The 22,440-nt window shown below is 44.9% G+C and carries 22 protein-coding genes and 1 tRNA gene; 20 read left to right on the forward strand and 3 right to left on the reverse strand.

The window, feature by feature from the left end:
- Positions 1 to 553 precede the first annotated feature (553 nt).
- A complete protein-coding gene (gene upp, locus F7D20_RS03530) occupies positions 554 to 1,213 on the reverse strand; it encodes a uracil phosphoribosyltransferase (protein WP_158462873.1) in 660 nt (219 codons plus the stop codon).
- 204 nt (positions 1,214 to 1,417) lie between these two features.
- Between upp and F7D20_RS03535 the strand changes: the two genes are divergently transcribed.
- The 12 genes from F7D20_RS03535 (at position 1,418) to F7D20_RS03590 (ending at position 14,610) form a co-directional block, all read left to right on the forward strand.
- A complete protein-coding gene (locus F7D20_RS03535) occupies positions 1,418 to 2,329 on the forward strand; it encodes a DNA/RNA non-specific endonuclease (protein ID WP_158462874.1) in 912 nt (303 codons plus the stop codon).
- A gap of 290 nt (positions 2,330 to 2,619) precedes the next feature.
- A complete protein-coding gene (pckA, locus tag F7D20_RS03540) occupies positions 2,620 to 4,233 on the forward strand; it encodes a phosphoenolpyruvate carboxykinase (ATP) (RefSeq protein WP_022121513.1) in 1,614 nt (537 codons plus the stop codon).
- A 309-nt stretch (positions 4,234 to 4,542) separates the two neighbouring features.
- Complete coding sequence (locus tag F7D20_RS03545; protein ID WP_158462875.1) at positions 4,543 to 6,009, forward strand: DUF6242 domain-containing protein; 1,467 nt, start codon at positions 4,543 to 4,545, stop codon at positions 6,007 to 6,009.
- Between the two features lie 32 nt (positions 6,010 to 6,041).
- Complete coding sequence (locus F7D20_RS03550) at positions 6,042 to 6,725, forward strand: DUF6089 family protein (RefSeq protein ID WP_022252498.1); 684 nt, start codon at positions 6,042 to 6,044, stop codon at positions 6,723 to 6,725.
- Positions 6,725 to 7,489 carry an isoprenyl transferase gene (locus F7D20_RS03555; RefSeq protein WP_158462876.1) on the forward strand — a complete coding sequence of 255 codons (765 nt, stop codon included), beginning with the start codon at positions 6,725 to 6,727 and terminating at the stop codon, positions 7,487 to 7,489. The genes F7D20_RS03550 and F7D20_RS03555 overlap by 1 nt, the downstream gene beginning before the upstream one ends.
- Positions 7,490 to 7,570: 81 nt before the next feature.
- Positions 7,571 to 10,207 carry a BamA/OMP85 family outer membrane protein gene (locus F7D20_RS03560; RefSeq protein WP_158462877.1) on the forward strand — a complete coding sequence of 879 codons (2,637 nt, stop codon included), beginning with the start codon at positions 7,571 to 7,573 and terminating at the stop codon, positions 10,205 to 10,207.
- Positions 10,208 to 10,263: 56 nt separating this feature from the next.
- Entirely contained in the window at positions 10,264 to 10,779 is a 516-nt protein-coding gene (locus F7D20_RS03565; RefSeq protein ID WP_158462878.1) for an OmpH family outer membrane protein, read from the forward strand.
- Between the two features lie 136 nt (positions 10,780 to 10,915).
- Positions 10,916 to 11,401 carry an OmpH family outer membrane protein gene (locus F7D20_RS03570; protein WP_158462879.1) on the forward strand — a complete coding sequence of 162 codons (486 nt, stop codon included), beginning with the start codon at positions 10,916 to 10,918 and terminating at the stop codon, positions 11,399 to 11,401.
- 115 nt (positions 11,402 to 11,516) lie between these two features.
- The gene (locus F7D20_RS03575) at positions 11,517 to 12,059 is read left to right on the forward strand and encodes an OmpH family outer membrane protein (protein ID WP_158462880.1); all 543 of its coding nucleotides are present in this window, start codon (positions 11,517 to 11,519) and stop codon (positions 12,057 to 12,059) included.
- On the forward strand, positions 12,056 to 12,892 hold the full coding sequence (gene murI, locus F7D20_RS03580; protein ID WP_022252505.1) for a glutamate racemase: 837 nt from the start codon (positions 12,056 to 12,058) through the stop codon (positions 12,890 to 12,892). The genes F7D20_RS03575 and murI overlap by 4 nt, the downstream gene beginning before the upstream one ends.
- A gap of 74 nt (positions 12,893 to 12,966) precedes the next feature.
- Positions 12,967 to 13,302 carry a 30S ribosome-binding factor RbfA gene (gene rbfA / locus F7D20_RS03585; protein ID WP_022252506.1) on the forward strand — a complete coding sequence of 112 codons (336 nt, stop codon included), beginning with the start codon at positions 12,967 to 12,969 and terminating at the stop codon, positions 13,300 to 13,302.
- A gap of 78 nt (positions 13,303 to 13,380) precedes the next feature.
- Positions 13,381 to 14,610: an FtsX-like permease family protein gene (locus F7D20_RS03590; RefSeq protein ID WP_022252507.1), complete on the forward strand. Its 1,230-nt coding sequence runs from the start codon at positions 13,381 to 13,383 to the stop codon at positions 14,608 to 14,610.
- Between the two features lie 29 nt (positions 14,611 to 14,639).
- Here the strand turns inward: F7D20_RS03590 and F7D20_RS03595 are convergent, their stop codons facing one another.
- Positions 14,640 to 15,278 carry an O-methyltransferase gene (locus F7D20_RS03595; protein ID WP_022252508.1) on the reverse strand — a complete coding sequence of 213 codons (639 nt, stop codon included), beginning with the start codon at positions 15,276 to 15,278 and terminating at the stop codon, positions 14,640 to 14,642.
- Between the two features lies 1 nt (position 15,279).
- On the reverse strand, positions 15,280 to 15,702 hold the full coding sequence (aroQ, locus tag F7D20_RS03600; RefSeq protein ID WP_022252509.1) for a type II 3-dehydroquinate dehydratase: 423 nt from the start codon (positions 15,700 to 15,702) through the stop codon (positions 15,280 to 15,282).
- A 127-nt stretch (positions 15,703 to 15,829) separates the two neighbouring features.
- Between aroQ and xerD the strand changes: the two genes are divergently transcribed.
- The 8 genes from xerD to F7D20_RS03640 all read left to right on the forward strand — a co-directional run bounded on the left by xerD (position 15,830) and on the right by F7D20_RS03640 (position 22,203).
- Positions 15,830 to 16,756, forward strand: coding sequence for a site-specific tyrosine recombinase XerD (gene xerD / locus F7D20_RS03605; protein WP_158462881.1), 927 nt, complete (start codon positions 15,830 to 15,832; stop codon positions 16,754 to 16,756).
- A gap of 116 nt (positions 16,757 to 16,872) precedes the next feature.
- Entirely contained in the window at positions 16,873 to 18,147 is a 1,275-nt protein-coding gene (gene metK / locus F7D20_RS03610) for a methionine adenosyltransferase (RefSeq protein ID WP_158462882.1), read from the forward strand.
- Between the two features lie 3 nt (positions 18,148 to 18,150).
- A complete protein-coding gene (locus tag F7D20_RS03615) occupies positions 18,151 to 19,170 on the forward strand; it encodes a DUF4271 domain-containing protein (protein ID WP_022252512.1) in 1,020 nt (339 codons plus the stop codon).
- Positions 19,171 to 19,176: 6 nt separating this feature from the next.
- Positions 19,177 to 19,926 (forward strand): uroporphyrinogen-III synthase, encoded by a 750-nt coding sequence (locus F7D20_RS03620; RefSeq protein WP_158462883.1) that lies wholly within the window; start codon positions 19,177 to 19,179, stop codon positions 19,924 to 19,926.
- 3 nt (positions 19,927 to 19,929) lie between these two features.
- Positions 19,930 to 20,382, forward strand: coding sequence for a ribonuclease P protein component (gene rnpA / locus F7D20_RS03625; RefSeq protein WP_022252514.1), 453 nt, complete (start codon positions 19,930 to 19,932; stop codon positions 20,380 to 20,382).
- A 46-nt stretch (positions 20,383 to 20,428) separates the two neighbouring features.
- Positions 20,429 to 20,674, forward strand: a complete 246-nt coding sequence (gene yidD, locus F7D20_RS03630; protein ID WP_194253481.1) for a membrane protein insertion efficiency factor YidD — start codon at positions 20,429 to 20,431, stop codon at positions 20,672 to 20,674.
- 62 nt (positions 20,675 to 20,736) lie between these two features.
- A complete protein-coding gene (gene tyrS, locus F7D20_RS03635; RefSeq protein ID WP_158462884.1) occupies positions 20,737 to 22,038 on the forward strand; it encodes a tyrosine--tRNA ligase in 1,302 nt (433 codons plus the stop codon).
- Between the two features lie 94 nt (positions 22,039 to 22,132).
- Positions 22,133 to 22,203 (forward strand) — tRNA-Gln (locus F7D20_RS03640).
- Positions 22,204 to 22,440: the final 237 nt, after the last annotated feature.

Here is a 22,440-nt window from a genome sequence, read left to right on the forward strand (position 1 = left end):
GTCGGTCATAATAGATGACTCGCATCGGTCATAATAGACGACCTTTATCGGTCATAATAGATGACTTATATAGACGTACAACTATGCACCATGCCCACTGCGATGGGCAACTTTACCCATAACTATGAACAACTTTGCCCATCGTTATGGGTAAAGTTGCCCAAAGGCTTGGGCAGATGCTAATAAAGCCCTTCGTAATATTTACTTATAACAACTCAGCACTCCTATAGCCACGAGCAATTACTTTAATACTATACAAATTGTTTTCTGTTAGTTTATAAATCTATGTTCTAAAGTTTAGGATACAAGTTCGAAAGTTTAGAACTTAAGTTCGAAAGTTTAGAACATAAGTTCGATAGTTTAGAACATAGATTTTTATAGGCTAAAAAGAACATTTTGTCGGCATCGGTATTTAAAATAAAAATGGATTACGCAAAATACCCTTCACCCTTCATCTTTTCGCTCGGAATGCCTATAAACACAGGGGTTTCCAAAGAAAAGGTGAAGGGTGAAGATTTTTGCGTTTCTTGACACAATGCGAGCTCTCTGATTTCTACAGCTTTCCTCCGTAGCAGAGATCGCCGGCATCGCCAAAGCCCGGCACAATGTATTTGTGCTCATTCAGTCCCTCGTCGATGGCGGCGCACCAGATAGTGGTCTTGTCATCGGGGAAAGTGTTCTTGATGTGCTCAATACCCTCGGGAGTTGCCAGTACACAAGCTACATGGATGTGCTTGGGCGAGCCTTTCGTGAGAATGGCCTTCAGTCCTAACTCCATGCTTCCACCAGTAGCCAGCATCGGGTCGGCAATGATGAGTGTCTTGTCGCCAATCTCTGGAGTGGCCAAGTACTCGATGTGTATTCCCACCTCGGTATGGTTCTTGTCTGTATATTCGCGGAAGGCGCTGACAAAGGCGTTTCCAGAGTGGTCGAAGATGTTGAGGAAGCCTTCATGGAAAGGCAGTCCTGCACGGAATATGGTTCCGATGACAATATCATCGGTAGGCAGGTTTACCCGGGCTACGCCTAAAGGTGTTGTTACATTCTCGGGCTTGTAGTCGAGTGTTTTGGAAATCTCGAAAGCCTCATACTCGCCGATTCTCTTGATGTTGTTGCGAAAGAGGAGTCGGTTCTTTTGATACTCTTTGTCACGCATCTCAGCCAAATAGCGGTTGATGATGGAGTTCTGATCGCTTAGGTTAATTATTTTCATATCGTACAATTTTTATGCAAAGATATTGCAAGCGAGCGCAATGAAAGTTTACTTTCTGATTGCCGAGTGCAGCTTATCTTATGCAAAGATACACGAAAATGCAGATTAAGCAAAGAAAAGTTGTCGTTTTTTTGAAAAATATATTCCTCTTTATGCTTTCTTTGTAAAAAAGTAGTACTTTTGTGCCTAAAAAGATATTGCATCATGAGTAGAAAGAAAAGAAGTTTGAAAGAGCGTCTGATAGGTTTAGTCGTAGTTCTCGTTGTGGCGAGCGTCTGGTTCGCATTCAGAAGATCGCTTGATTCGGAAAAAGAGATTGTCAAGCCGGCCAATAAGACAGTCCTGGCAGAAAAGTCGGACACGAAGGCTGAGAGCGAGCCCAAAGACGACAGTTCCGCCTGGTATTCGGCAGAGGATGAGGCTTACATGGTGCCTCTCAACGAAGGGCAGAAGGTTCCTGAACAGCGCCTGAACCGTTATGCCTATATTACTTCTTACAATGCCGGGACGCGCAATCCCAACTGGGTGGCGTGGACACTTACAGCCGATCATGTCGACGGTGAGTATTCCCGTGGCGGACATAAGTTTATGGAAGATATGGACGTGCCTGAGCCACGTGCGGCTTATTACGATATTCGCGAGGGAGAGTGTGGCTATCAGCGTGGACATATGTGTCCGGCAGGCGACAACAAGTGGTCGTATAAGGCGCAGAAGGAGGCTTTCCTGATGACGAACATCTGTCCGCAAAATGGCGACTTGAACCAGCGTGACTGGAAATATCTTGAGGAAGCCTGTCGCGACTGGGCCAGTAAGTATGGCAAGATCTATATCGTGTCGGGGCCGGTCTTCCGTTCGAAGAATCCCCAGACGGTAGGCGAACATGAAGTATCCGTGCCCGATGCATTCTTTAAGGTAGTTCTCACTTTAGGTAAAAAACAGGATACGCCCAAGTCCATCGGGTTTATTTATAATAATGTGGAAGGACGCCACAAAATGGAATATTATGCCCGTTCGGTAGATGAGGTGGAAAAGATGACGGGACTCAACTTCTTCAGTCATCTTGATGACAAGGTGGAGAACCGGATAGAGGCCGAGTGCGATTTGGACAGTTGGTAGTTTTTTGGGCTGTGGCAAGTCTGGCTTGCTATATATAATAAGGTGTAACTTTTCGCCCCAAAGTGCATCGGGTTAATAATATTTGCAAAGTCTATGTGCCAAATTGCGGCTGAAATCCTTTCATTTAATTTTCTTTAACCTAAAAAGGTTTTAAAATGCAGGAAATATATAAGCTAAAGTTGGTCGGGAAACATATTTTTCGTAACTTTGCGGCGGCTTTGAAAGAAAATCAGAATAACATCTTAAAAGTTAGAAAGAATTAATTCACAACTTAAATACATTTAATAAAAATGGCAAAGTTTGATAAGTCAGTTTTAGCAAAGTACGGAATCACAGGTACAACTGAGGTTCTCTACAATCCTTCTTATGAGGTATTGTTCAACGAGGAGACTAAGGAAGGTCTCGAGGGTTTTGAGGTTGGTCAGGAGACTGAGCTCGGTGCAGTTAACGTAATGACAGGTATCTATACCGGTCGTTCTCCTAAAGACAAGTTCATCGTTGACGATGCTACATCTCACGACACAGTATGGTGGGATTCTGAGGAGTATCACAACGATAACCACAAGGCTACTCCAGAGGCATGGAACGCCGTTAAGGAGATCGCTAAGAAGGAGCTTTCTAACAAGAAGTTGTTCGTAGTAGATGGTTTCTGCGGTACACACAAGGATACACGTATGAAGGTACGTTTCATCGTTGAGGTAGCATGGCAGGCACACTTCGTAACAAATATGTTCATCCGTCCTCAGAACGAGGCTGAGTTCGATCAGGAGCCAGACTTCATCGTTTACAATGCTTCTAAGGCAAAGGTTGAGAACTGGAAGGAGTTGGGTCTCCACTCAGAGACTGCTGTTGTCTTCAACGTAACTTCTAAGGAGCAGGTTATCATCAACACATGGTATGGTGGTGAGATGAAGAAGGGTATGTTCTCTATGATGAACTACTTCTTGCCATTGAAGGGTATGGCTTCTATGCACTGCTCTGCCAACACAGATATGAACGGTGAGAACACTGCTATCTTCTTCGGTCTTTCTGGTACAGGTAAGACTACATTGTCAACAGATCCTAAGCGTAAGTTGATCGGTGACGATGAGCACGGATGGGACGACGAGGGTGTGTTCAACTTCGAAGGTGGTTGCTACGCTAAGGTTATCAACCTCGACAAGGAGTCTGAGCCAGACATCTACGGTGCTATCACACGTGACGCTCTCCTCGAGAACGTAACTGTAGCTAAGGATGGTAAGATTGACTTCGCAGATAAGACTGTTACCGAGAATACTCGTGTATCTTATCCTATCTACCACATCAAGAACATCCAGCGTCCATTCTCTCAGGGTCCAGCTGCTAAGCAGGTTATCTTCTTGTCAGCAGATGCATTCGGTGTATTGCCACCAGTATCTATCTTGAACGCTGAGCAGACTAAGTACTACTTCCTCTCTGGCTTCACAGCTAAGTTGGCTGGTACAGAGCGCGGTATCACCGAGCCTACTCCAACATTCTCTGCTTGCTTCGGTCAGGCATTCTTGGAGTTGCACCCAACTAAGTACGCTGAGGAGTTGGTTAAGAAGATGCAGAAGTCTGGTGCTAAGGCATACTTGGTTAACACAGGTTGGAACGGTACAGGCAAGCGTATCTCTATCCGTGATACACGTGGTATCATCGACGCTATCCTCGACCACTCAATCGACGCTGCTCCTACAAAGACTATCCCATTCTTCAACTTCGTAGTTCCTACACAGTTGGAAGGCGTAGATCCTAAGATCCTCGATCCACGTGATACATACGCTGAGGCTTCTCAGTGGGAGGAGAAGGCTAAGGATTTGGCTGCTCGTTTCATCAAGAACTTCAAGAAGTACGAGACTAACGAGGCTGGTAAGGCTCTTGTTGCTGCTGGTCCACAGCTCTAATTCAAGCACGCTTTCCCATGACGGGGGAGCATGTTCCTATCGAAAAATCGATAAAATTCATTATAATGGAATCCCGTTTCTCGCAAGAGAAATGGGATTTCTTTTGTTTCAGCATAAAGGCTGAAAGGCTAAACCATTGAAAGAAAAAAACTGGAAACAGGTGGCTTAACTGCCAGAATAGTTCCTTTAAATCACTAAACAAACTTAAAAATTGCCGTTAATTTCCATATTTTGCATAATAAAGCGAACAAAAGGGACTTTTTTTGAAGAATTCTCCGTAAATTTGCAGCTAAAAATATTTAGAGTGTAATGAAAAGGAAGTTTTTAGCTTTCATCTTGCTGGTGACAGCAGGTTTGTCGTTGTCGTCTTGTCTTGACAGCACTGACAACAATACTAATATAGTATATTATCATGATACTGCCATCACCGACTTCTCGTTGGGCAAGATGGACAAGTTCGGAAAGAAGAAGGATGGCGTTAGTGATTCTCTCCTGAGAGGTGTCGTAGACGGCTCTACCTTCGGTTTCACCATCGACCAGGCCAATCATGAGATTTATAATCTCGATTCTCTCCCTGTGAATACTCGTATCGCTGCCGTTCTTGCTACTATTTCTGCCAAGAACAGCAGTTATATTCAGATAAATTATGTAAAGCAGAAGCCTGAGAAAGAGGGCGAGACCGATTCTCTCGTGTGGTACAACAGTACCGACTCTATTGACTTTACCAAGACCAAGGAGAAGGCTATCCGTGTCTATGCACAGGATGCTTCAGCTTATGCCGACTACAAAGTGAAGGTAAACGTGCACACGCAGCGCCCTGATACCTTTATTTGGCAGTCTTTGACACAGGCCAATGCTAAGTTGGTTGCACTTAATAGCATGAAGGCTGTCAGTGCAGGTGGAAAGGTTGTGCTCTTCGGTAAAAATGCTGAAGGTGCTCTTGAGATGTTTAAGAGCGAGAATGGCAAGCAGTGGAAAGATGTCAGCACTGAGGCTAACTTGGGTAATCAGGCTGCCGAGAATGTGGTGGTGTTCGACAATAGTATCTATGTTCTTAATCCAGAAACGCATCAGCTGTTGAAGTCTATGGATGCGGAGAATTGGACTCTCGTTGGTACTTTTGCCTCGCTCAAGCAGTTGATAGGAGCTGGCAGCAAGAATCTTTATGCATACTCAGGAAATGACGAAGGCGTAACCGGCATTTCTGTATCTACTGACAAGGGTGCTTCATGGACAGCAGAGCAACTTGATGCTGACGCCAAGTACTTGCCAGTTTCAAATATCAATATGTCATATTCGGCTGTTCGCTCTACCAAGGATGCAGAGAATGTACTCCTTATCGGAAACCGCAACACAACAGAGAAGACTGATACTATCGCCATGGTATGGAACCGTACCATCGATTTCTCAGGCAATAATTTCGCTGGCAGCAAGTGGAACTTCGTAGAGTACGACAACAACCAACCCTACAAGATGCCAAAGCTCGACCAGCTTGTAGTAGCTAAGGCTGAAGATAGCTATATAGCGCTCGGTAGCGACGCCAAATGGTATGAGAGCATCGATGGTGGTCTCTCTTGGAAGGTAGACACCATGGTCGTCATGCCAAAACAGACACCTGCCTTCGACAAGACCAAGCCTTTTGCTTTTGTCAAGGTGAAAGAAGCTGCTGTGGCTCCCGACGGAACATCATACGACACCTATATCTACTGGTTGGTAAATGGTGGCAATGTATGGAAGGGACGCTACAATCGTGACGGATGGTTGAGAAAAAACTAAAATACCCCTATATATAATAAGGTGTAAAAAGCATGCGCAAGATACTCTTCATGATACTGATAATGATGGCTACTGCTGCTCGGATGAGTGCGCAGGATGACCCGCAGTATCGTATGGAGGTGGGTGCTGGAGTAGGACTTGTGACTTACGAGGGCGATTTCAATGGCAATATATTTGCCCAGATGCAACCCTTGGGAACAGTCGTGGGGCGCTATAATATAGATGCTTATAAGGCTCTGAAAATGGGAGTGAGCTTCGGTAAGCTGAAAGGTTCATCTGACAAGGTGGAAACTTATTATCCAGATTTTGAGGATGCCTCCTATAGTTTCAGCAATACGCTGGTAGACGTAAACTTGGTATTCGAATACAACTTCTGGCCTTATGGTACAGGGCGCGACTATCGCGGAGCCAAGCGTCTCACTCCCTTCATCTTTGGAGGTCTGGGAGCTACGTATGTGAAAGGTGGCGATAAAAATGTATTTACAGGCAATGTGCCCATCGGACTGGGCATAAAATATAAGATGTCAGAAAGAGTGAATGTAGGGCTCGACTGGGCGATACACTTCTCGTTGAGCGATGAACTCGACGGAGTGAAGGATCCTTATGGCATCAAGAGCAGTGGACTCTTCAAGAATACCGACTGCTATTCGGCACTTCAGCTGACGCTTACTTACAGCTTTAGTGCTAAATGTAGAACTTGCAATAAAGAAGATTAATGGCTAACGACTTGGATATGAACAGAATACCCCAGCATATCGCTATCATCATGGATGGCAATGGACGCTGGGCTACAGAACGCGGAAAGGAGCGCAGCTTCGGCCATCAGGCTGGAGTGGAGACAGTGCGCCGCATCACGTCGGAATGTACACGCCTCGGAGTAAAGTATCTCACACTCTATACTTTCTCTACCGAGAACTGGAATCGTCCGGCTGACGAGGTGGCAGCACTCATGGGACTTGTCCTTACTTCGCTTGAGGACGAGATCTTTATGAAGAATAATGTGAGGTTCCGTGTCATTGGCGACATAAAGCGCCTGCCACAACAGGTGCAGGACAAGTTGTGGCAGACCATGGAGCATACGGCACAGAATGACGCCATGACCATGGTGGTGGCCTTGAGCTACTCGTCGAGATGGGAAATTGTCAATGCTATGAAGGAAACTGTTTTCGAGGCTTTGACCAACGGCTCTTGCCCTACTGGCAGTTATTATGAGCTGGAGAAGCAACTCACAGAGGAAAACTTCAGCCGTCATCTGGACACTTATTTCATGCCCGACCCAGAACTCCTCATACGTACAGGAGGCGAACTGCGCATCAGCAACTATCTGTTGTGGCAGATAGCCTATTCGGAACTGTATTTCTGCGACACTTATTGGCCTGACTTCAGAGAGGAAGACCTTCGCAAGGCCATAGCAAGCTATCAGAGCAGGCAGCGTCGCTTCGGCAAGACAGAGGCGCAGGTGGAGGAAGAAGAAAAGTAGGAGTTAGCTGAATCAGTATAGGCTGTCTTCGACCAGAATAAAATAAGATAAAGCAACGTATTTGATACATATAAGACATCAATGGATAAGATAAGAAAGATTTTCATCCTCTTGTATGGCCTGGCTATAGGAATGCAGGTGCAGGCACAGGACAAGATAGTAAACCCAGACATCTCGTATGCCGGTACTCCTCGTACACTGACCATAGGAGGCATCAATGTGTCGGGTGTCGAGGGATATGAAGACTATGTACTCACCGGTATCTCTGGCCTGTCGGTAGGCGAGCAGGTAGAAGTGCCTGGTGATGATATTACCAATGCGGTAAAACGCTATTGGAAGCATGGCTTGTTCTCTAAGGTGGCTGTGGCTGCCGACTCTATTGTGGGTGATAAACTCTATCTGCACATCTATCTGTCGGTACGTCCACGTATCTCCAATATCAACTATATCGGTCTGAAGAAGAGCGAGCGTGAGGATATGGAGCAGAAGTTGGGTATGGTGAAAGGTACTCAGCTGACTCCTAACATGATAGACCGTGCTAAGATTCTGGCCAAGAAATATTTCGACGATAAAGGCTTTAAGAATGCTGATATCGAGATCAACCAGCGCGAGGATGTGACAGAAAAGAATCATGTCATCCTCGACGTAGTGGTGGATAAGAAGGAGAAAACAAAGGTTCACAAGATTACCATCGAGGGTAACGAGAAACTGAGCGACCGTAAGATAAAGGGTGGACTCTTCTCGAAAGGTGCCTTTGCCAAGACTCATGAGGCTGGCAAGCTGAGCAGCTTCCTCAAAGCCAAGAAGTTTACTCCCGAACGCTGGAAGGAAGACAAGCAGAAACTTATCGACAAGTATTATGAGCATGGCTATCGTGATGCCCAGATTCTGGAAGACAGTGTCAGCAATTACGATGGAAAGCATGTGGACATCTATCTGAAGGTGGATGAGGGTAAGCAGTATTTCCTCCGCAACGTGACATGGGTGGGCAACACCGTATACTCTACCGACTATCTGTCGGCATTGCTCGGTATGAAGAAGGGCGATGTGTATAATCAGAAGTTGTTGCACAAGCGACTCAATGAGGATGAAGATGCTGTTGGCAACCTTTATTACAACAATGGTTATGTGTTCTCGAACATCAATCCTGCAGAGGTGAATATCGATGGCGACTCTATCGACCTGGAAATGCGAGTTACTGAAGGCCCACAGGCTTATCTGAGTCATATTCGTATCAACGGTAACACCCGTCTGTACGAGAATGTGGTTCGTAGAGAGCTTCGTACCAAGCCAGGCGACCTCTTCTCTAAGGAAGCTGTCAATCGTTCTCTGCGTGAGTTGGCTTCTATGGGACACTTCGATCCTGAGAAGATGAATCCAGATATCAAGCCTAACTACGAGGATGGTACCGTAGACATCAACTACGACCTTACACAGAAGAGCAACGACCAGATAGAGTTCTCGCTCGGATGGGGTCAGACGGGTGTTATCGGTCGTGTGGGATTGAAGTTGAACAACTTCTCTATGCGCAACCTCTTCAACAAGAACAAAGAGCATCGCGGCATTATGCCTATTGGTGACGGCGAGGTGCTGAGCATCGGTGCGCAGACCAACGGTACCTATTATCAGTCGTACAACATCAGCTATTCTACCAACTGGTTTGGCGGAAAGCGTCCTATCCAGTTCAGTGTGGGTGCCTACTATAGTAAGTCTACCGACGTGTCGAGCAACTATTACAACAGTGCCTACATGAACAACTACTACAGTTATATGTATGGTTATGGTAATAGCTATTATAACAATTACGAAAACTATTACGATCCAGATAAGTACATTCAGATGCTGGGCTTGAGCCTCGGATGGGGCAAGCGCCTGCGTTGGCCTGATGATTACTTTACCCTCTCGGTACAGGTGGCTTATCAGCGCTACATGATGAAGAACTGGAACTATATGTTGATGACCAATGGTAATGCGAACAACCTGAACTTTACCATTTCGCTCAACCGTACATCTACCGACAACCAGCTCTTCCCACGAAGAGGCTCTGAGTTTGAGGCAAGTGTCAACCTTACTCCACCATGGAGTATGTTTGATGGCAAGGACTATAAGAATCTTGCCAACGATTCCAAGTCGCCTACCTATGCTGCCGAGCAGCAGGAGAAATATCGCTGGGTAGAATACCACAAGTGGAAGTTCAAGGCCAAGACCTATACAGCCCTGACCAATGGCCAGAAGTGCTTCGTGCTGATGACACGTGTGGAGCTTGGCTTGTTGGGAGCTTACAACAAGTATAAGAAGAGTCCGTTCGAGACCTACTATGTGGGTGGTGACGGCATGAGCGGATATTCATCATACTATGGTGAGGAGACTATCGGTCTTCGTGGTTACGAGAATGGTTCGGTATCTTACAACCGCAGTACTGGCTATTATGCTTATGCATACGACCGCTTCTCATTGGAGCTCCGCTATCCTTTCCTCTTGGGTAACACCACTATTTATGGTTTGACCTTCGTTGAGGCTGGTAATGCTTGGTATGAAACCAAGAACTTCAATCCGTTCAGCATGAAGCGCAGTGCCGGTGTGGGTGTACGTATCTTCCTGCCTATGGTGGGCTTGATGGGTATCGACTGGGCTTATGGTTTCGACAAGGTATGGAACGGAAGTCAGTATAAGAAGGGTGGAAGTCAGTTCCACTTCATCTTGGGACAGGAGTTCTAATTTAAAGTGAAGAGTGAAGAACGAAAAGTGAAGAATTCATTTGTGGAGGATTTGAAATGAAGAAGATAATAATGATGCTGATGATGGCAGTAATGGCCATCACAGCGAACGCACAGAAATATGCCTTGATAGACATGGAGTACATCCTGAAAAATGTGCCTGCCTATGAGCGTGCCAACGAACAGCTCAACCAGGTGAGCAAAAAGTGGCAGGCAGAAGTGGAAGCTCTCAACATAGAGGCAAGCACCATGTACAAGAACTATCAGAACGAAGTGGTCTTCCTCTCGCAAGAGCAGAAAAAAAACAAGCAGGAGGCTATCATGAACAAGGAGAAAGAAGCCAGCGAACTGAAGAAAAAATACTTCGGTCCTGAGGGTGAGCTCTTCAAGAAGCGTGAGGCGCTGATGGGACCTATACAGGAGGAAATCTACAATGCCGTAAAGGAGGTTTCCGACCTGCGTGGCTATTCGTTGGTTCTCGACCGTGCCAGCAACAGTGGCATTATCTTCGGCTCGCCAAAGATCGACATCAGCAATGAAGTGCTGAAGAAATTGGGCTATTCTGCCAACTAAGCCTAATAAGGCTTAAAATAATAGCTTTTCTTTTCGCATAATCGGAAAATTGTGCTATCTTTGCAAGCGGTTATTATATTGCAACCGAAAGAACTAATAAACAGTAGTGAATTAATAATTAAAAACAAATAGAACAATGAAAAAATTAGTTTTAATGTTGATGCTTCTTGCTCCTATGACAATGATGGCGCAGAAGTTTGGTAAGGTCAACACCCAGACTATCATGCAGGCTCTGCCAGATGTTGCTAAGGCTAATGGTGAGCTTGAGGCTCTGCAGAAGCAGAAGGACAACGAGTTGAAGGCTATGCAGGAAGAGTTCCAGCGCAAGGCTGACGAGTACCAGAAGGGTGCAAGCACTATGAACGCTACTGCTAAGCAGCAGAAGGAGACAGAGTTGCAGGGACTTCAGCAGAAGATTCAGCAGGCTTATCAGGATGGTCAGCAGGAGTTGCAGAAGAAGAGCAACGAGCTGATGCAACCTATCGTTACCAAGGTGCGTGCTGCCATTGACGCTGTAGGCAAGGCTGGCAACTATACTTATATCTTCGAGGAGGGTGCTGCTATTTACACAGGCTCCAACGTCGTAGATGTAACTAAGGAAGTTCAGTCTAAGATCAAGTAATCCGATTACTGGTTGGACAATAGAATAAAAAGGGCAGGCATCCATGCTTGCCCTTGTTTCTCTTATATATAATAAGGTGTCATTATTTATTTTCATTATCTAAAAGGTGTAACTCATGAAACAGATACTCTTGCCTTTGGTCTTTATGCTTATGCCTGTTGTGGCTTCGGCTCAGCAGTCTGCTCATCCACAAGTGGTGGCTCCTGTAGAACAGTCTTTGCGTTTTGGGTATTTCAGCTATGAAGAGGTGCTTCATACCATGCCTGGTTATGCGATAGCCAAGCATAATATGGACGACCTCAGAGCGAAGTATGATGCTGAAACCAAGCGTGCTGAGGATGAGTTTAATGCCAAGTACGAGGAGTTCCTCGACGGACAGAGAAGTTTTGCGCCTTCTATCTTGGAAAAGAGACAGGCCGAGCTTCGTGAACTGATGGCTAAGAATGTCACCTTCAAGGCGGAGGCTGTGCGCCTCTTGCAACAGGCTGATGCTGATGCTTATGCTCCATTAAAGGCGCAGATAGATGCTGCTGTGCAAAAGGTGGGAAAGGTGAAAGGACTTGCTTTTATTCTGAACACAGACAAGGGAGCTTTTCCTTATGTGAATGCCCTATGTGGTGAGGATGTAACCCTATTAATCAAGGAGAATTTGAAATGATGTTGCCTTCTAATCCAGGTCCTATTGGAATCTTTGATTCTGGTTATGGCGGTCTGACTATTTTGCATGGACTTCGCCAGGTTTTGCCGCAATACGACTATATGTATTTAGGTGATAATGCCAGGGCTCCTTATGGCTCTCGTTCGTTCGAGGTTGTGTATAAGTTTACCCGTCAAGCTGTTATTAAGTTGTTCTCTATGGGTTGCCATCTGGTGATATTGGGTTGTAATACAGCTTCGGCAAAGGCTTTGCGCTCCATCCAGCAAAGGGATATTCCGGAGCTTGACCCCAATCGTAGGGTATTGGGTATTATTCGTCCTACAGCTGAAGTGATAGGCAACCTTACAAAAAGCAGACATGTGGGTATTCTTGCTACGGAAGGAACCATCAAGAGCGAGAGCTACAAGATGGAGATAGGAAAACTGTGGCCAGATATTCAGGTAAGTGGTGTGGCTTGCCCTTTATGGGCAGCTATTGTGGAAGCCAATGAGGCAGATAGCCCGGGAGCCGACTATTTTGTAAAAAAACGTATCGATCAGCTGATGAGGAAGGATTCGGATATAGACACCGTCATTTTGGGTTGTACGCATTATCCTTTGCTGATGAACAGCATAGTGAAGAATGTGCCTGATGGTGTGCGTATCGTACCACAAGGGCAATATGTGGCTAATAGCCTTCACGAATATCTGAACAGGCATCCAGAACTGGAGCGTAATATCACGCAAAACGGCACTTGTCAGTATCTTACCACTGAGAGTGAGGAAAAGTTCAAAGAGTCTGCACAGATTTTTCTGCATGAGCGCGTCAATGTGACTCATGTGGACTTAGAGTAATAGTTTTATAACCAGTGTATTTATGTTTAGTTGTTCAAAGAATTGAATGATTATACTTTAAAATTGAGAAAAATATGCAAGAAACAAGACAAAACCGTATATCAAGACTGCTGCAGAAAGAGCTCAGTCTTATCTTCCAGTCTCAAACACGCATGATGCATGGTGTGATGGTGAGTGTGACCAAGGTGAAAATAAGCCCAGACCTCAGCATCTGTACAGCCTATCTCAGTGTGTTTCCATCAGAGAAGGGAGAGGAGATATTGCAGAACATTACTGCCAACGAGAAGACGATTCGTTACGATTTGGGCAAGAATGTGAGAAATCAGTTGCGCATTATTCCTGAGTTGCGATTCTTCCTTGATGACAGCTTGGATTATCTGGAGCGCATTGATGAATTATTGAAAAAGTAGGATGTGAGAATAAGGGAGTCAAGACTGGCGTATTTGACTCCCTGTAAACTTTTAGGCCAAACAAGCAAAGCAGAATCTATGAATTTTCCTTTTTTCATTGCGAGAAGGTATATTTTTGCCAAGAAGAGTACGCATGCCATTAATATCATTAGTGCTATCAGTGCCATAGGTGTAGCTGTGGCTACTATGGCATTGGTCATAGTGCTGAGCGTATTTAATGGATTCCACGATTTGGTGGCTTCGCTTTTCACCAACTTTGACCCGCAACTGAAAGTTGTTCCTGTAGAGGGAAAGACGGTTCCTGCCGATGATCCCATATTGACCGAGATAAAGGCATTGCCACAGGTAGATGTCGCTACTGAGTCGGTGGAAGATCAGGCTTTGGCCATCTATCAGGATAAGCAAGCCATGGTTATGGTGAAGGGTGTGGATGACAACTTCTCGGAGTTGACGCATATCACAGATATCCTTTATGGCGACGGTACTTTTTCCTTGCATGCTGCCAATTTGGAGTTTGGAGTCTTGGGCATAAGGTTGGCCCAGACTCTCGGTGTGGGAGCGCAATGGAATGGATTTCTGCGAATTTATGCTCCACAGAAGGAAGGACAGTTTGATATGTCCAATCCTGATGCAGGCTTTGTGGTCGACTCGATCAATAGCCCAGGTGTGCTGTTCTCTGTTAAGCAGTCGAAGTATGACAAGAATTATATCATCACCTCTATTGCCTTTGCCCGTAATCTGTTTGGACAGCAAGGTATGTTGTCCTCATTGGAGATTCGCTTGAAGCCGGGTAGTGATCTTGAGGCTGTAAAGTCGAAAATGCTCAAGATAGCAGGAGGAAAGTATAAGGTGCTCGACCGCTATGAACAGCAGGAAGACACATTTCGCATCATGTCTATAGAGAAGATGATAGCCTACATCTTCCTTACTTTTATTCTGGTGGTGGCTTGCTTCAATATTATAGGCTCGCTGTCTATGCTCATCATCGACAAGAAGGATGATGTTCTGACATTAAGAAACTTGGGTGCCACAGATAAGCAAATAGCTCGTATCTTTCTTTTTGAAGGACGAATGATTTCTGCTGTTGGAGCACTCTTTGGTATCGGTTTGGGACTTTTGCTTTGTTTCCTTCAGCAACAATATGGATTGGTGCGTTTGGGCGACTCTGAGGGGTCGTTTATCGTGAATGCCTATCCTGTCAGTGTACATTATCTGGATGTGTTGCTTATCTTGGTGACGGTCATTGCCGTGGGATGGCTTTCAGTCTGGTATCCCGTAAGGTATCTTAGCAAGCGGTTGATAAATTAATGAGTGAATCTTTCTTTTGAGAGTGTAAGCTATTTCTTTCTGATAAGGGTAAGACCATCTCTCAAAGGAAGAATGACAACTTCTACACGAGGATCTTTGGCGATGAAATCGTTGAACTTGCGTATGCCTTGAGTCTGGTGGTCGTGGTCGTAACAGGAATCTGTCACATGTCCATCCCATAAGGTGTTGTCAGCAAGGATATAGCCTCCTGGATTCAGGAGACCCAATACCATTTCGTAAGTTTCGAGATAGGTGCGTTTGTCGCCATCAACAAACGCCATGTCGAACGTAATGCCCAGTTTGGGTGCTTCTATGTTTGCATCTCCTATACGAAAGTCAATCTTGTCGGCAACCGATGAGCCTTCTATCCATGGTCGGGTAAAGTCTTCCATTTCGTCGTTGATCTCGAAGGTGTACAGTTTGCCTCCTTCTTTCAGACCTTCTGCCAGACAGATGGCACTGTATCCACTGAAGGTACCTACCTCAAGAATGTTGTTGGGACGAATCATCTCAACGAGCATCTTTAACAGTCTGCCTTGTATGTGTCCGCTTGCCATACGCCCATGGATGGTGTGAATATTGGTGGCGCGGTACAGTCGATACAGATAATCGCCTTCTGGCTCAATATGCTGGCAGATATACTTGTCAATAACCTCTGTCTCTGTCATGCTATTTTTGTGCTAAAATGCCGGCAATGGCAAGGTCGTATGAAGCTAATCCGAAGCCGCAGATAACACCCAGGCAAGCTGCCGACAGATAAGAGTGATGTCGGAATTCCTCACGCTTGTGAACGTTGGAGATATGAACTTCCACTACGGGGCATTTCATGCTCCGTATACAGTCTTGCAGGGCTATACTGGTATGCGTGTAGGCACCGGCATTGAGAACAACTCCGTCGTAACTGAATCCTACTTCCTGCAACTTATTGATGAGCTCGCCCTCGATATTGCTCTGATAATACTCTATCTCGATATCGGGATATTTAGCCTTCAGTTGTGGAAGGTAACTTTCGAAAGAATTGTTGCCGTAAATACCTGGCTCGCGAACACCAAGCAGATTGAGGTTGGGGCCATTGATAATCTGTATCTTCATATCTAAACGATGTTTTTGTTTTAAATATCAGAATTTTTTTGTACTTTTGCGAGCAAAGAGCGAGCCTGTTGTCTGAGGGCTATAGGCGTTCATGTTCGCAGTTGTATATGCAAAGGTAATAATAAAAATGGAAACAAGCAAGAAAACGAGTACGGAAATTGTAAAGAACTATATGAGATATCTTAAGTTGGAGCGCAATTTCTCTGTCAATACGTTGGAGGCATACAGGCACGATTTGGATTACTTGCTCAGTTATGTGGCTCAGAACAATATGTCAGTGCTTGATGTCAAATTGCCAGACTTACAGCATTTCTCGGCATCTATCCATGATGTTGGGGTGGGAGCCCGTACACAGGCCCGTATCCTGAGTGGCATACGCTCGTTCTATCGTTTCTTGGTTCTTGATGGTTATCTTAAGGATGATCCTACCGAGTTGTTGGAAAATCCACAGGTGGGTCAGCACTTGCCTGAGTATCTGACAACTGAGGAAGTAGACCAACTGGAAAATGCTATCGACCTAAGTAAATGGGAGGGGCAACGCAACAAAGCCATTATTGAAGTACTCTTCTCGTGTGGCTTGCGTGTGAGTGAGCTTGTCAATCTTAAGTTGAGCAATCTTTTTGAGGAGGAGAAATTCGTTCGTATATTGGGAAAGGGAAACAAAGAACGGTTGGTTCCTATCTCGCAGAAGGCATTGGATGAATTGCATGCCTGGTATGGCGACCGTAATAAGATGAATATCAAACCGGGTGAGGAAGACTATGTTTTCCTCAATCGCAGGGGCGCTCATCTTACTCGTACCATGATTCTGATTATGATCAAGCAGTATGCGATCATGGCAGGCATCACCAAGACCATCTCGCCCCATACCTTGCGGCATAGTTTTGCCACAGCATTGCTCAAGGGAGGTGCCGACCTGCGAGTCATACAAGCCATGCTTGGACATGAGGATATAGGAACGACAGAAGTTTATACTCATCTGGAGGATTCCGACCTCAGAAAGGCCATCTTGGAGCATCATCCTCGCAACATCATGTATGATAAGAATGGATAAAAGTCAAAAAACACAACTTTTTTGAGCAAACACATTGGTATGTGGAAAATAATGCGTAACTTTGCAGCCCGATAAATATTATATATATAATAACCAAGATTTTAACAAGAAAAAATATGGCATATTTGTTTTCATCAGAATCAGTTTCTGAAGGACATCCAGATAAAGTGGCTGACCAGATATCAGACGCTTTGCTTGATCAGTTTTTGGCTTACGACGAGAACGCTCATTGCGCTATTGAGTCTTTCTGCACCACTGGTCAGGTAATTATTATGGGTGAGGTTCGCTCGTCGGAATATGTAGACTTGCAGACTATCGCCCGCAAGACCGTCAAGAAGATAGGCTATACTAAGTCGGAATATCAGTTTGACGGAGACTCTTGTGGCGTGCTTACAGCCATTCATGAGCAGAGTGATGACATCAACAGAGGCGTAAGCCGTGAGGAGGATGAGGAACAGGGAGCCGGAGATCAGGGTATGATGTTCGGCTATGCTACCAACGAGACGGATAATTACATGCCAGTGTCGCTCGACTTGGCTCAGATTATCATGCGCGAGCTTGCCAATATCCGTAAGGAAGGCAAGGAGATGACATATCTCCGTCCTGACTCTAAGAGCCAGGTTACTATAGAGTATTCTGACGATAATATCCCTCAGCGCATTGATACCATCGTGGTGTCAACTCAGCATGATGACTTTATTAAAGATGCTAATGGTAACGATGATGATGAGGCTATGCTGGCAAAAATCCGAGAGGACGTGATCAATATCCTGATTCCTCGTGTCAAGAAGCAGTTGAGTGAAAAGGTGCTGGCCTTGTTTAATGATGACATCAAGTATTATGTCAATCCTACAGGCAAGTTCGTGATAGGTGGTCCTCATGGTGATACTGGTCTTACCGGTCGTAAAATTATCGTTGATACCTATGGAGGCAAAGGTGCTCATGGTGGAGGAGCCTTCTCGGGTAAGGACAGCAGCAAGGTAGACCGTTCGGCTGCTTATGCCACTCGTTATATAGCCAAGAACATGGTGGCTGCAGGTGTGGCAGACGAGATGCTCGTACAGGTAAGCTACGCTATCGGCGTGGCAGAGCCTGTAAGCATTTATGTCAATACTTATGGTCGTAGCCATGTCAATATGACTGATGGTGAGATTGCGAAAAAGATAATGGAGATGTTCGACCTTCGCCCTAAGGCTATTGAGCGTAAATTAAAATTGCGTCAGCCTATGTTCCTTGAGACTGCTGCCTATGGACACATGGGTCGCAAGAACGAGGTGGTGGAAAAGATATTCACCAGCCGTTATCATGAAATCAAGAAGATGACGGTAGAGTTGTTTACTTGGGAAAAGTTGGACAAGGTAGAAGAAATCAAGAAAGTTTTCGGACTCTAAGCAATGGTGTTACAGGCAGATTCTGTACAGGTAGAGGCTGCTGAAGAAGAAAGTCTTCAGAACCCCGTTGTGCATACAGGCGAACTTACGCCACGGAAAGTGCTGAGCTGGTTGCCACGCAATGCGACACCGGCTCAGCAGGACTCCATGATTCGGGCTCATATCAAGCCCAGTGAAATCAGATGGAGCACGATGCCTGACACCCTTCATTTGCCGGGTCATCCTGCAGGAAAGAGCTTTCGGGATGTCTCCTTGCCGCAATATTATAGAGAGTCTTTCTTTTCGAAGGACTCTTTATTTCATCCCGAGTTGCGTGGCGGTCGAATGGGTGTTTCGGGCGACCCGGTTCCATATTCGGTTTCGGGCGACAACTTTGTCACATCGCTGTTGTTGCTATGCTTTGTATTGGCATGTGTTGCTTTTGCTCAGTCACGTGAGTTTATCCTCCGGCAGTTACGAAAGTTCTTTTATACGCCTCGCTTTGGTACTACCGAGATATCGGAGACCTCTACTGAATTGAGGTTCCAACTCTTCTTGGTGCTGCAAACCTGTTTGTTGGGAGCCATTGGATTCTTTCTTTATTCTCGAGCATCAATCAGCGACACATTTACCATCGAGCAGTATCAGGTGATAGCAATCTATGCTGGAGTTGTGGCTTCTTATTTTCTGTTCAAGGCATTGCTCTATTCTGTTGTGGGATGGGTGTTCTTTGATAGAAAAAAAAACGTACAATGGATGAAAGCTTATCTCTTTCTCTTCTCATGTGAAGGAGTGCTTTTGTTTCCAGTAGTTATGCTGTTGACATACTTTAATTTATCGCTGGATGCAGCTATCATTTATGCTCTGATAGTGGTAGGATTAGTTAAAATCCTCTCATTTTATAAGAGTTATATCATCTTTTTTAGAGGAAACGGCTCGTTTTTGCAAATATTTTTGTACTTTTGTGCCCTCGAAGCGGTGCCTTTCTCTGCATTGTGTGGAGGACTGGTATTGATGAGCCATTATTTGAAAATAAACTTTTAAGACAAAATGATTAAAAAGATCTTAGTTTCTCAACCCAAACCTGCAAGTGAGAAATCGCCTTACTATGATATTGAGAAGGAGTATGGTGTAGAATGTGTGTTCCGTCCATTCTTCAAGGTTGAGGGACTTTCTGCAAAGGAGTTTCGTCAGCAGAAGATAAACTTGCTCGACTATACTGCAGTAGTTTTCACATCACGCCATGCAGTTGATAACTATTTCAATCTGGCAAAAGAGATGCGAATCACCATTCCAGAAGATATGAAATATTTCTGTGTGATTGAGACCATCGCCCTTTATATCCAGAAATATGTGCAATATCGCAAGCGCAAGGTGTTCTTCGGAACAACAGGAAAGATTGATGGATTGATACCACAGATGGCTCGTCATAAAACAGAGAAGTATCTCGTACCATTGAGCTGTGTGCATAATGATGATGTCAAGAATCTGCTTGATGAGAAGAAACTCAACCATACCGAGTGTGTGATGTATCGTACCGTGAGCAATGACTTCACCGAAGAAGAAATCGAGGGATTTGATTACGATATGATGGTATTCTTTAGCCCAACAGGAGTGAAGGCTCTCAAGAAGAACTTCCCTAACTTCAAGCAAGGCAAGGTCGCAGTCGGTGCTTTTGGCCCTGCAACAGCCAAGACGGTAGACGAGGAGGGACTTCGTTTAGACCTCAGTGCACCAACCAAGGAATTCCCATCCATGACGGGTGCGCTAAAGGATTATCTGCAGAAGCATAATAAATAGAAAATGGAATCAACAACAGGAACCTATACTTTTGGCAAGGAAGAGAGGTTGTGTCGCAAGTTGCTCATAGACCAACTCTTCAGCGGAAAAGCCAGTTCTTTCTCAGCCTGGCCAATAAGAGGTGTGTTCTTACTTGTTGATGACTGCCAGAGCGAGAAGGCAGCCAGTACTGAGTTGTTGATAAGTGTTTCGAAGCGTTATTTCAAGCGTGCAGTCAAGAGAAATCGTGTGAAACGACAGATTCGTGAGGCTTATCGCAAGAACAAGGCTTTGATTGCTGAAGCCTTGGAGAAAGTAACAGGCAAGAAATTGCTGTTGGCGGTGATATGGCAGGATGCCAAATTGCATGATACGGCAAGAGTGGAAAGTAAGATACAAATACTTCTGCGACGTGTGGCAGACAAACTGCTCCATGAGGAAGACAGATTGCCTTCGTGCAGTAAGGAAGATAAGTAGACACTATATTTTGGAAGGGAAGAAAATGGTGTTTAGCCTGAAGCAAATGATGAAGTGGGTATGGCAGGGCTTTAAAATGGTCTTGACCAAGTTGCTGGTTGGGCCTATCCTGTTCTATCAGAAGTGCATCACTCCCTTCACACCTCCTTCTTGTCGGTTTACGCCTACGTGCTCAGAGTATGCCCGTCAGGCTATACTCAAGCATGGACCCTTCAAGGGCATGCTGCTTGCTGTCAGGCGCATATTAAGATGCAACCCATGGGGTGGTTCGGGCTATGATCCCGTTCCGTAAGTTTCTGGCAGTTGTCAGGTCCCATATACATATTATAATATATAATAAATAGAAATCATTCTATGGCAAAAAATTTTGTTGAAGAATTGAAATGGCGTGGTATGCTGGCACAGATAATGCCAGGTACAGAGGAATATCTCAACACCCATATGGTGTCTGCCTACCTTGGAACCGATCCTACAGCAGACTCCCTGCACATTGGTCACTTGTGTGGTATCATGATGTTGCGTCATTTGCAGCGTTGTGGTCATAAGCCTTACCTCCTTGTTGGTGGTGCTACAGGTATGATCGGTGATCCTTCTGGCAAGAGTCAGGAGCGTAATCTTCTCGATTCAAAGACTCTCTATCATAATCAGGAGGCAATCAAGAAGCAGGTGTCTAAATTCCTCGACTTCGATGGTGATCAGCCCAACAAGGCAGAGTTGGTAAACAACTATGACTGGATGAAGGATTTTACCTTCCTCGACTTTGCCCGTGAGGTGGGAAAGCATATCACTGTTAACTATATGATGGCCAAGGATAGCGTGCAGAAGCGTTTGAATGGTGAGGCTCGTGACGGATTGTCTTTCACCGAGTTTACCTATCAGTTGCTTCAGGGTTACGACTTCCTTTATCAGTATCAGAAGTATGGCGTTCGCCTGCAGCTTGGTGGTAATGATCAGTGGGGTAACATGACCACTGGTACCGAACTTATTCACCGTACTTTGGGCAATGATGCAGAATGCTTCTGTCTTACCTGTCCGTTGATCACCAAGGCTGATGGTAAGAAGTTTGGTAAGACTGAGAGTGGCAATATCTGGCTGGATCGCAACCGTACCACTCCTTATGCTTTCTATCAGTTCTGGTTGAATGTAAGCGATGACGATGCTGAGAAGTATATCAAGATCTTTACCGACTTGGACCAGGAGACCATTAATGCACTTGTAGAAGAGCACAAGCAGGACCCTGGTCGTCGTGTGCTTCAGAAGCGTCTGGCAGAGGAGGTAACAGTGATGGTACATTCCAAGGAGGACTTGGAGATGGCTATTGCTGCCAGCAACATTCTCTTCGGTAAAGCTACCAAGGAAAATCTTGCCCAGCTTGACGAGGCTACTTTGAATGATGTCTTCGCCAATGTGCCTCATTATACCCTTGATAAGAGTCTGCTGGGTGGTGGTGCTGTTGACCTGTTCTGTCAGGAAGATATGCAGATTTTCCCAAGCAAGAGCGAAATGCGCAAACTTGTCAAGGGCGGTGGTGTGTCACTCAATAAGGAGAAGCTCTCTGCTTTCGATCAGTTGGTAACAGCTGAAGATCTTATCGACGGTAAATACCTCTTGGTTCAAAAGGGTAAGAAGAATTATTATCTGATTACAGTGAAATAGTATATTTCAGTGTATTTCAATAATAAAAATGCAAAAAGTATTAAAATAATTTGGTAGTGGAGAAAAAATCCGCTACCTTTGCATCCGGTTTGATTGTCCTATGGTGTAATGGTAGCACTACAGTTTTTGGTTCTGTCAGTGGTGGTTCGAATCCGCCTGGGACAACTTTTCAAAAACAACCCTTCAGGCTGTTATGGCTTGGAGGGTTGTTTTTTTATGTCTTCTGACTCATTTTTTCATGAGGTGTTTATTGTTTTCTTTTCTTTCCTCTTTTTTAGTAGTATAAAATGGCATCTAATTTACACTTATCATTATTTCTAATAATAAAATAAGCAAAAAGGAAGAATCTTTCGTGTGTTTTTGGTGGAATTAGAAAAATAATTTGTAAATTTGCCATCAAAC

Source organism: Segatella copri (genome assembly GCF_009495355.1).
Taxonomy (GTDB): Bacteria; Bacteroidota; Bacteroidia; order Bacteroidales; family Bacteroidaceae; genus Prevotella.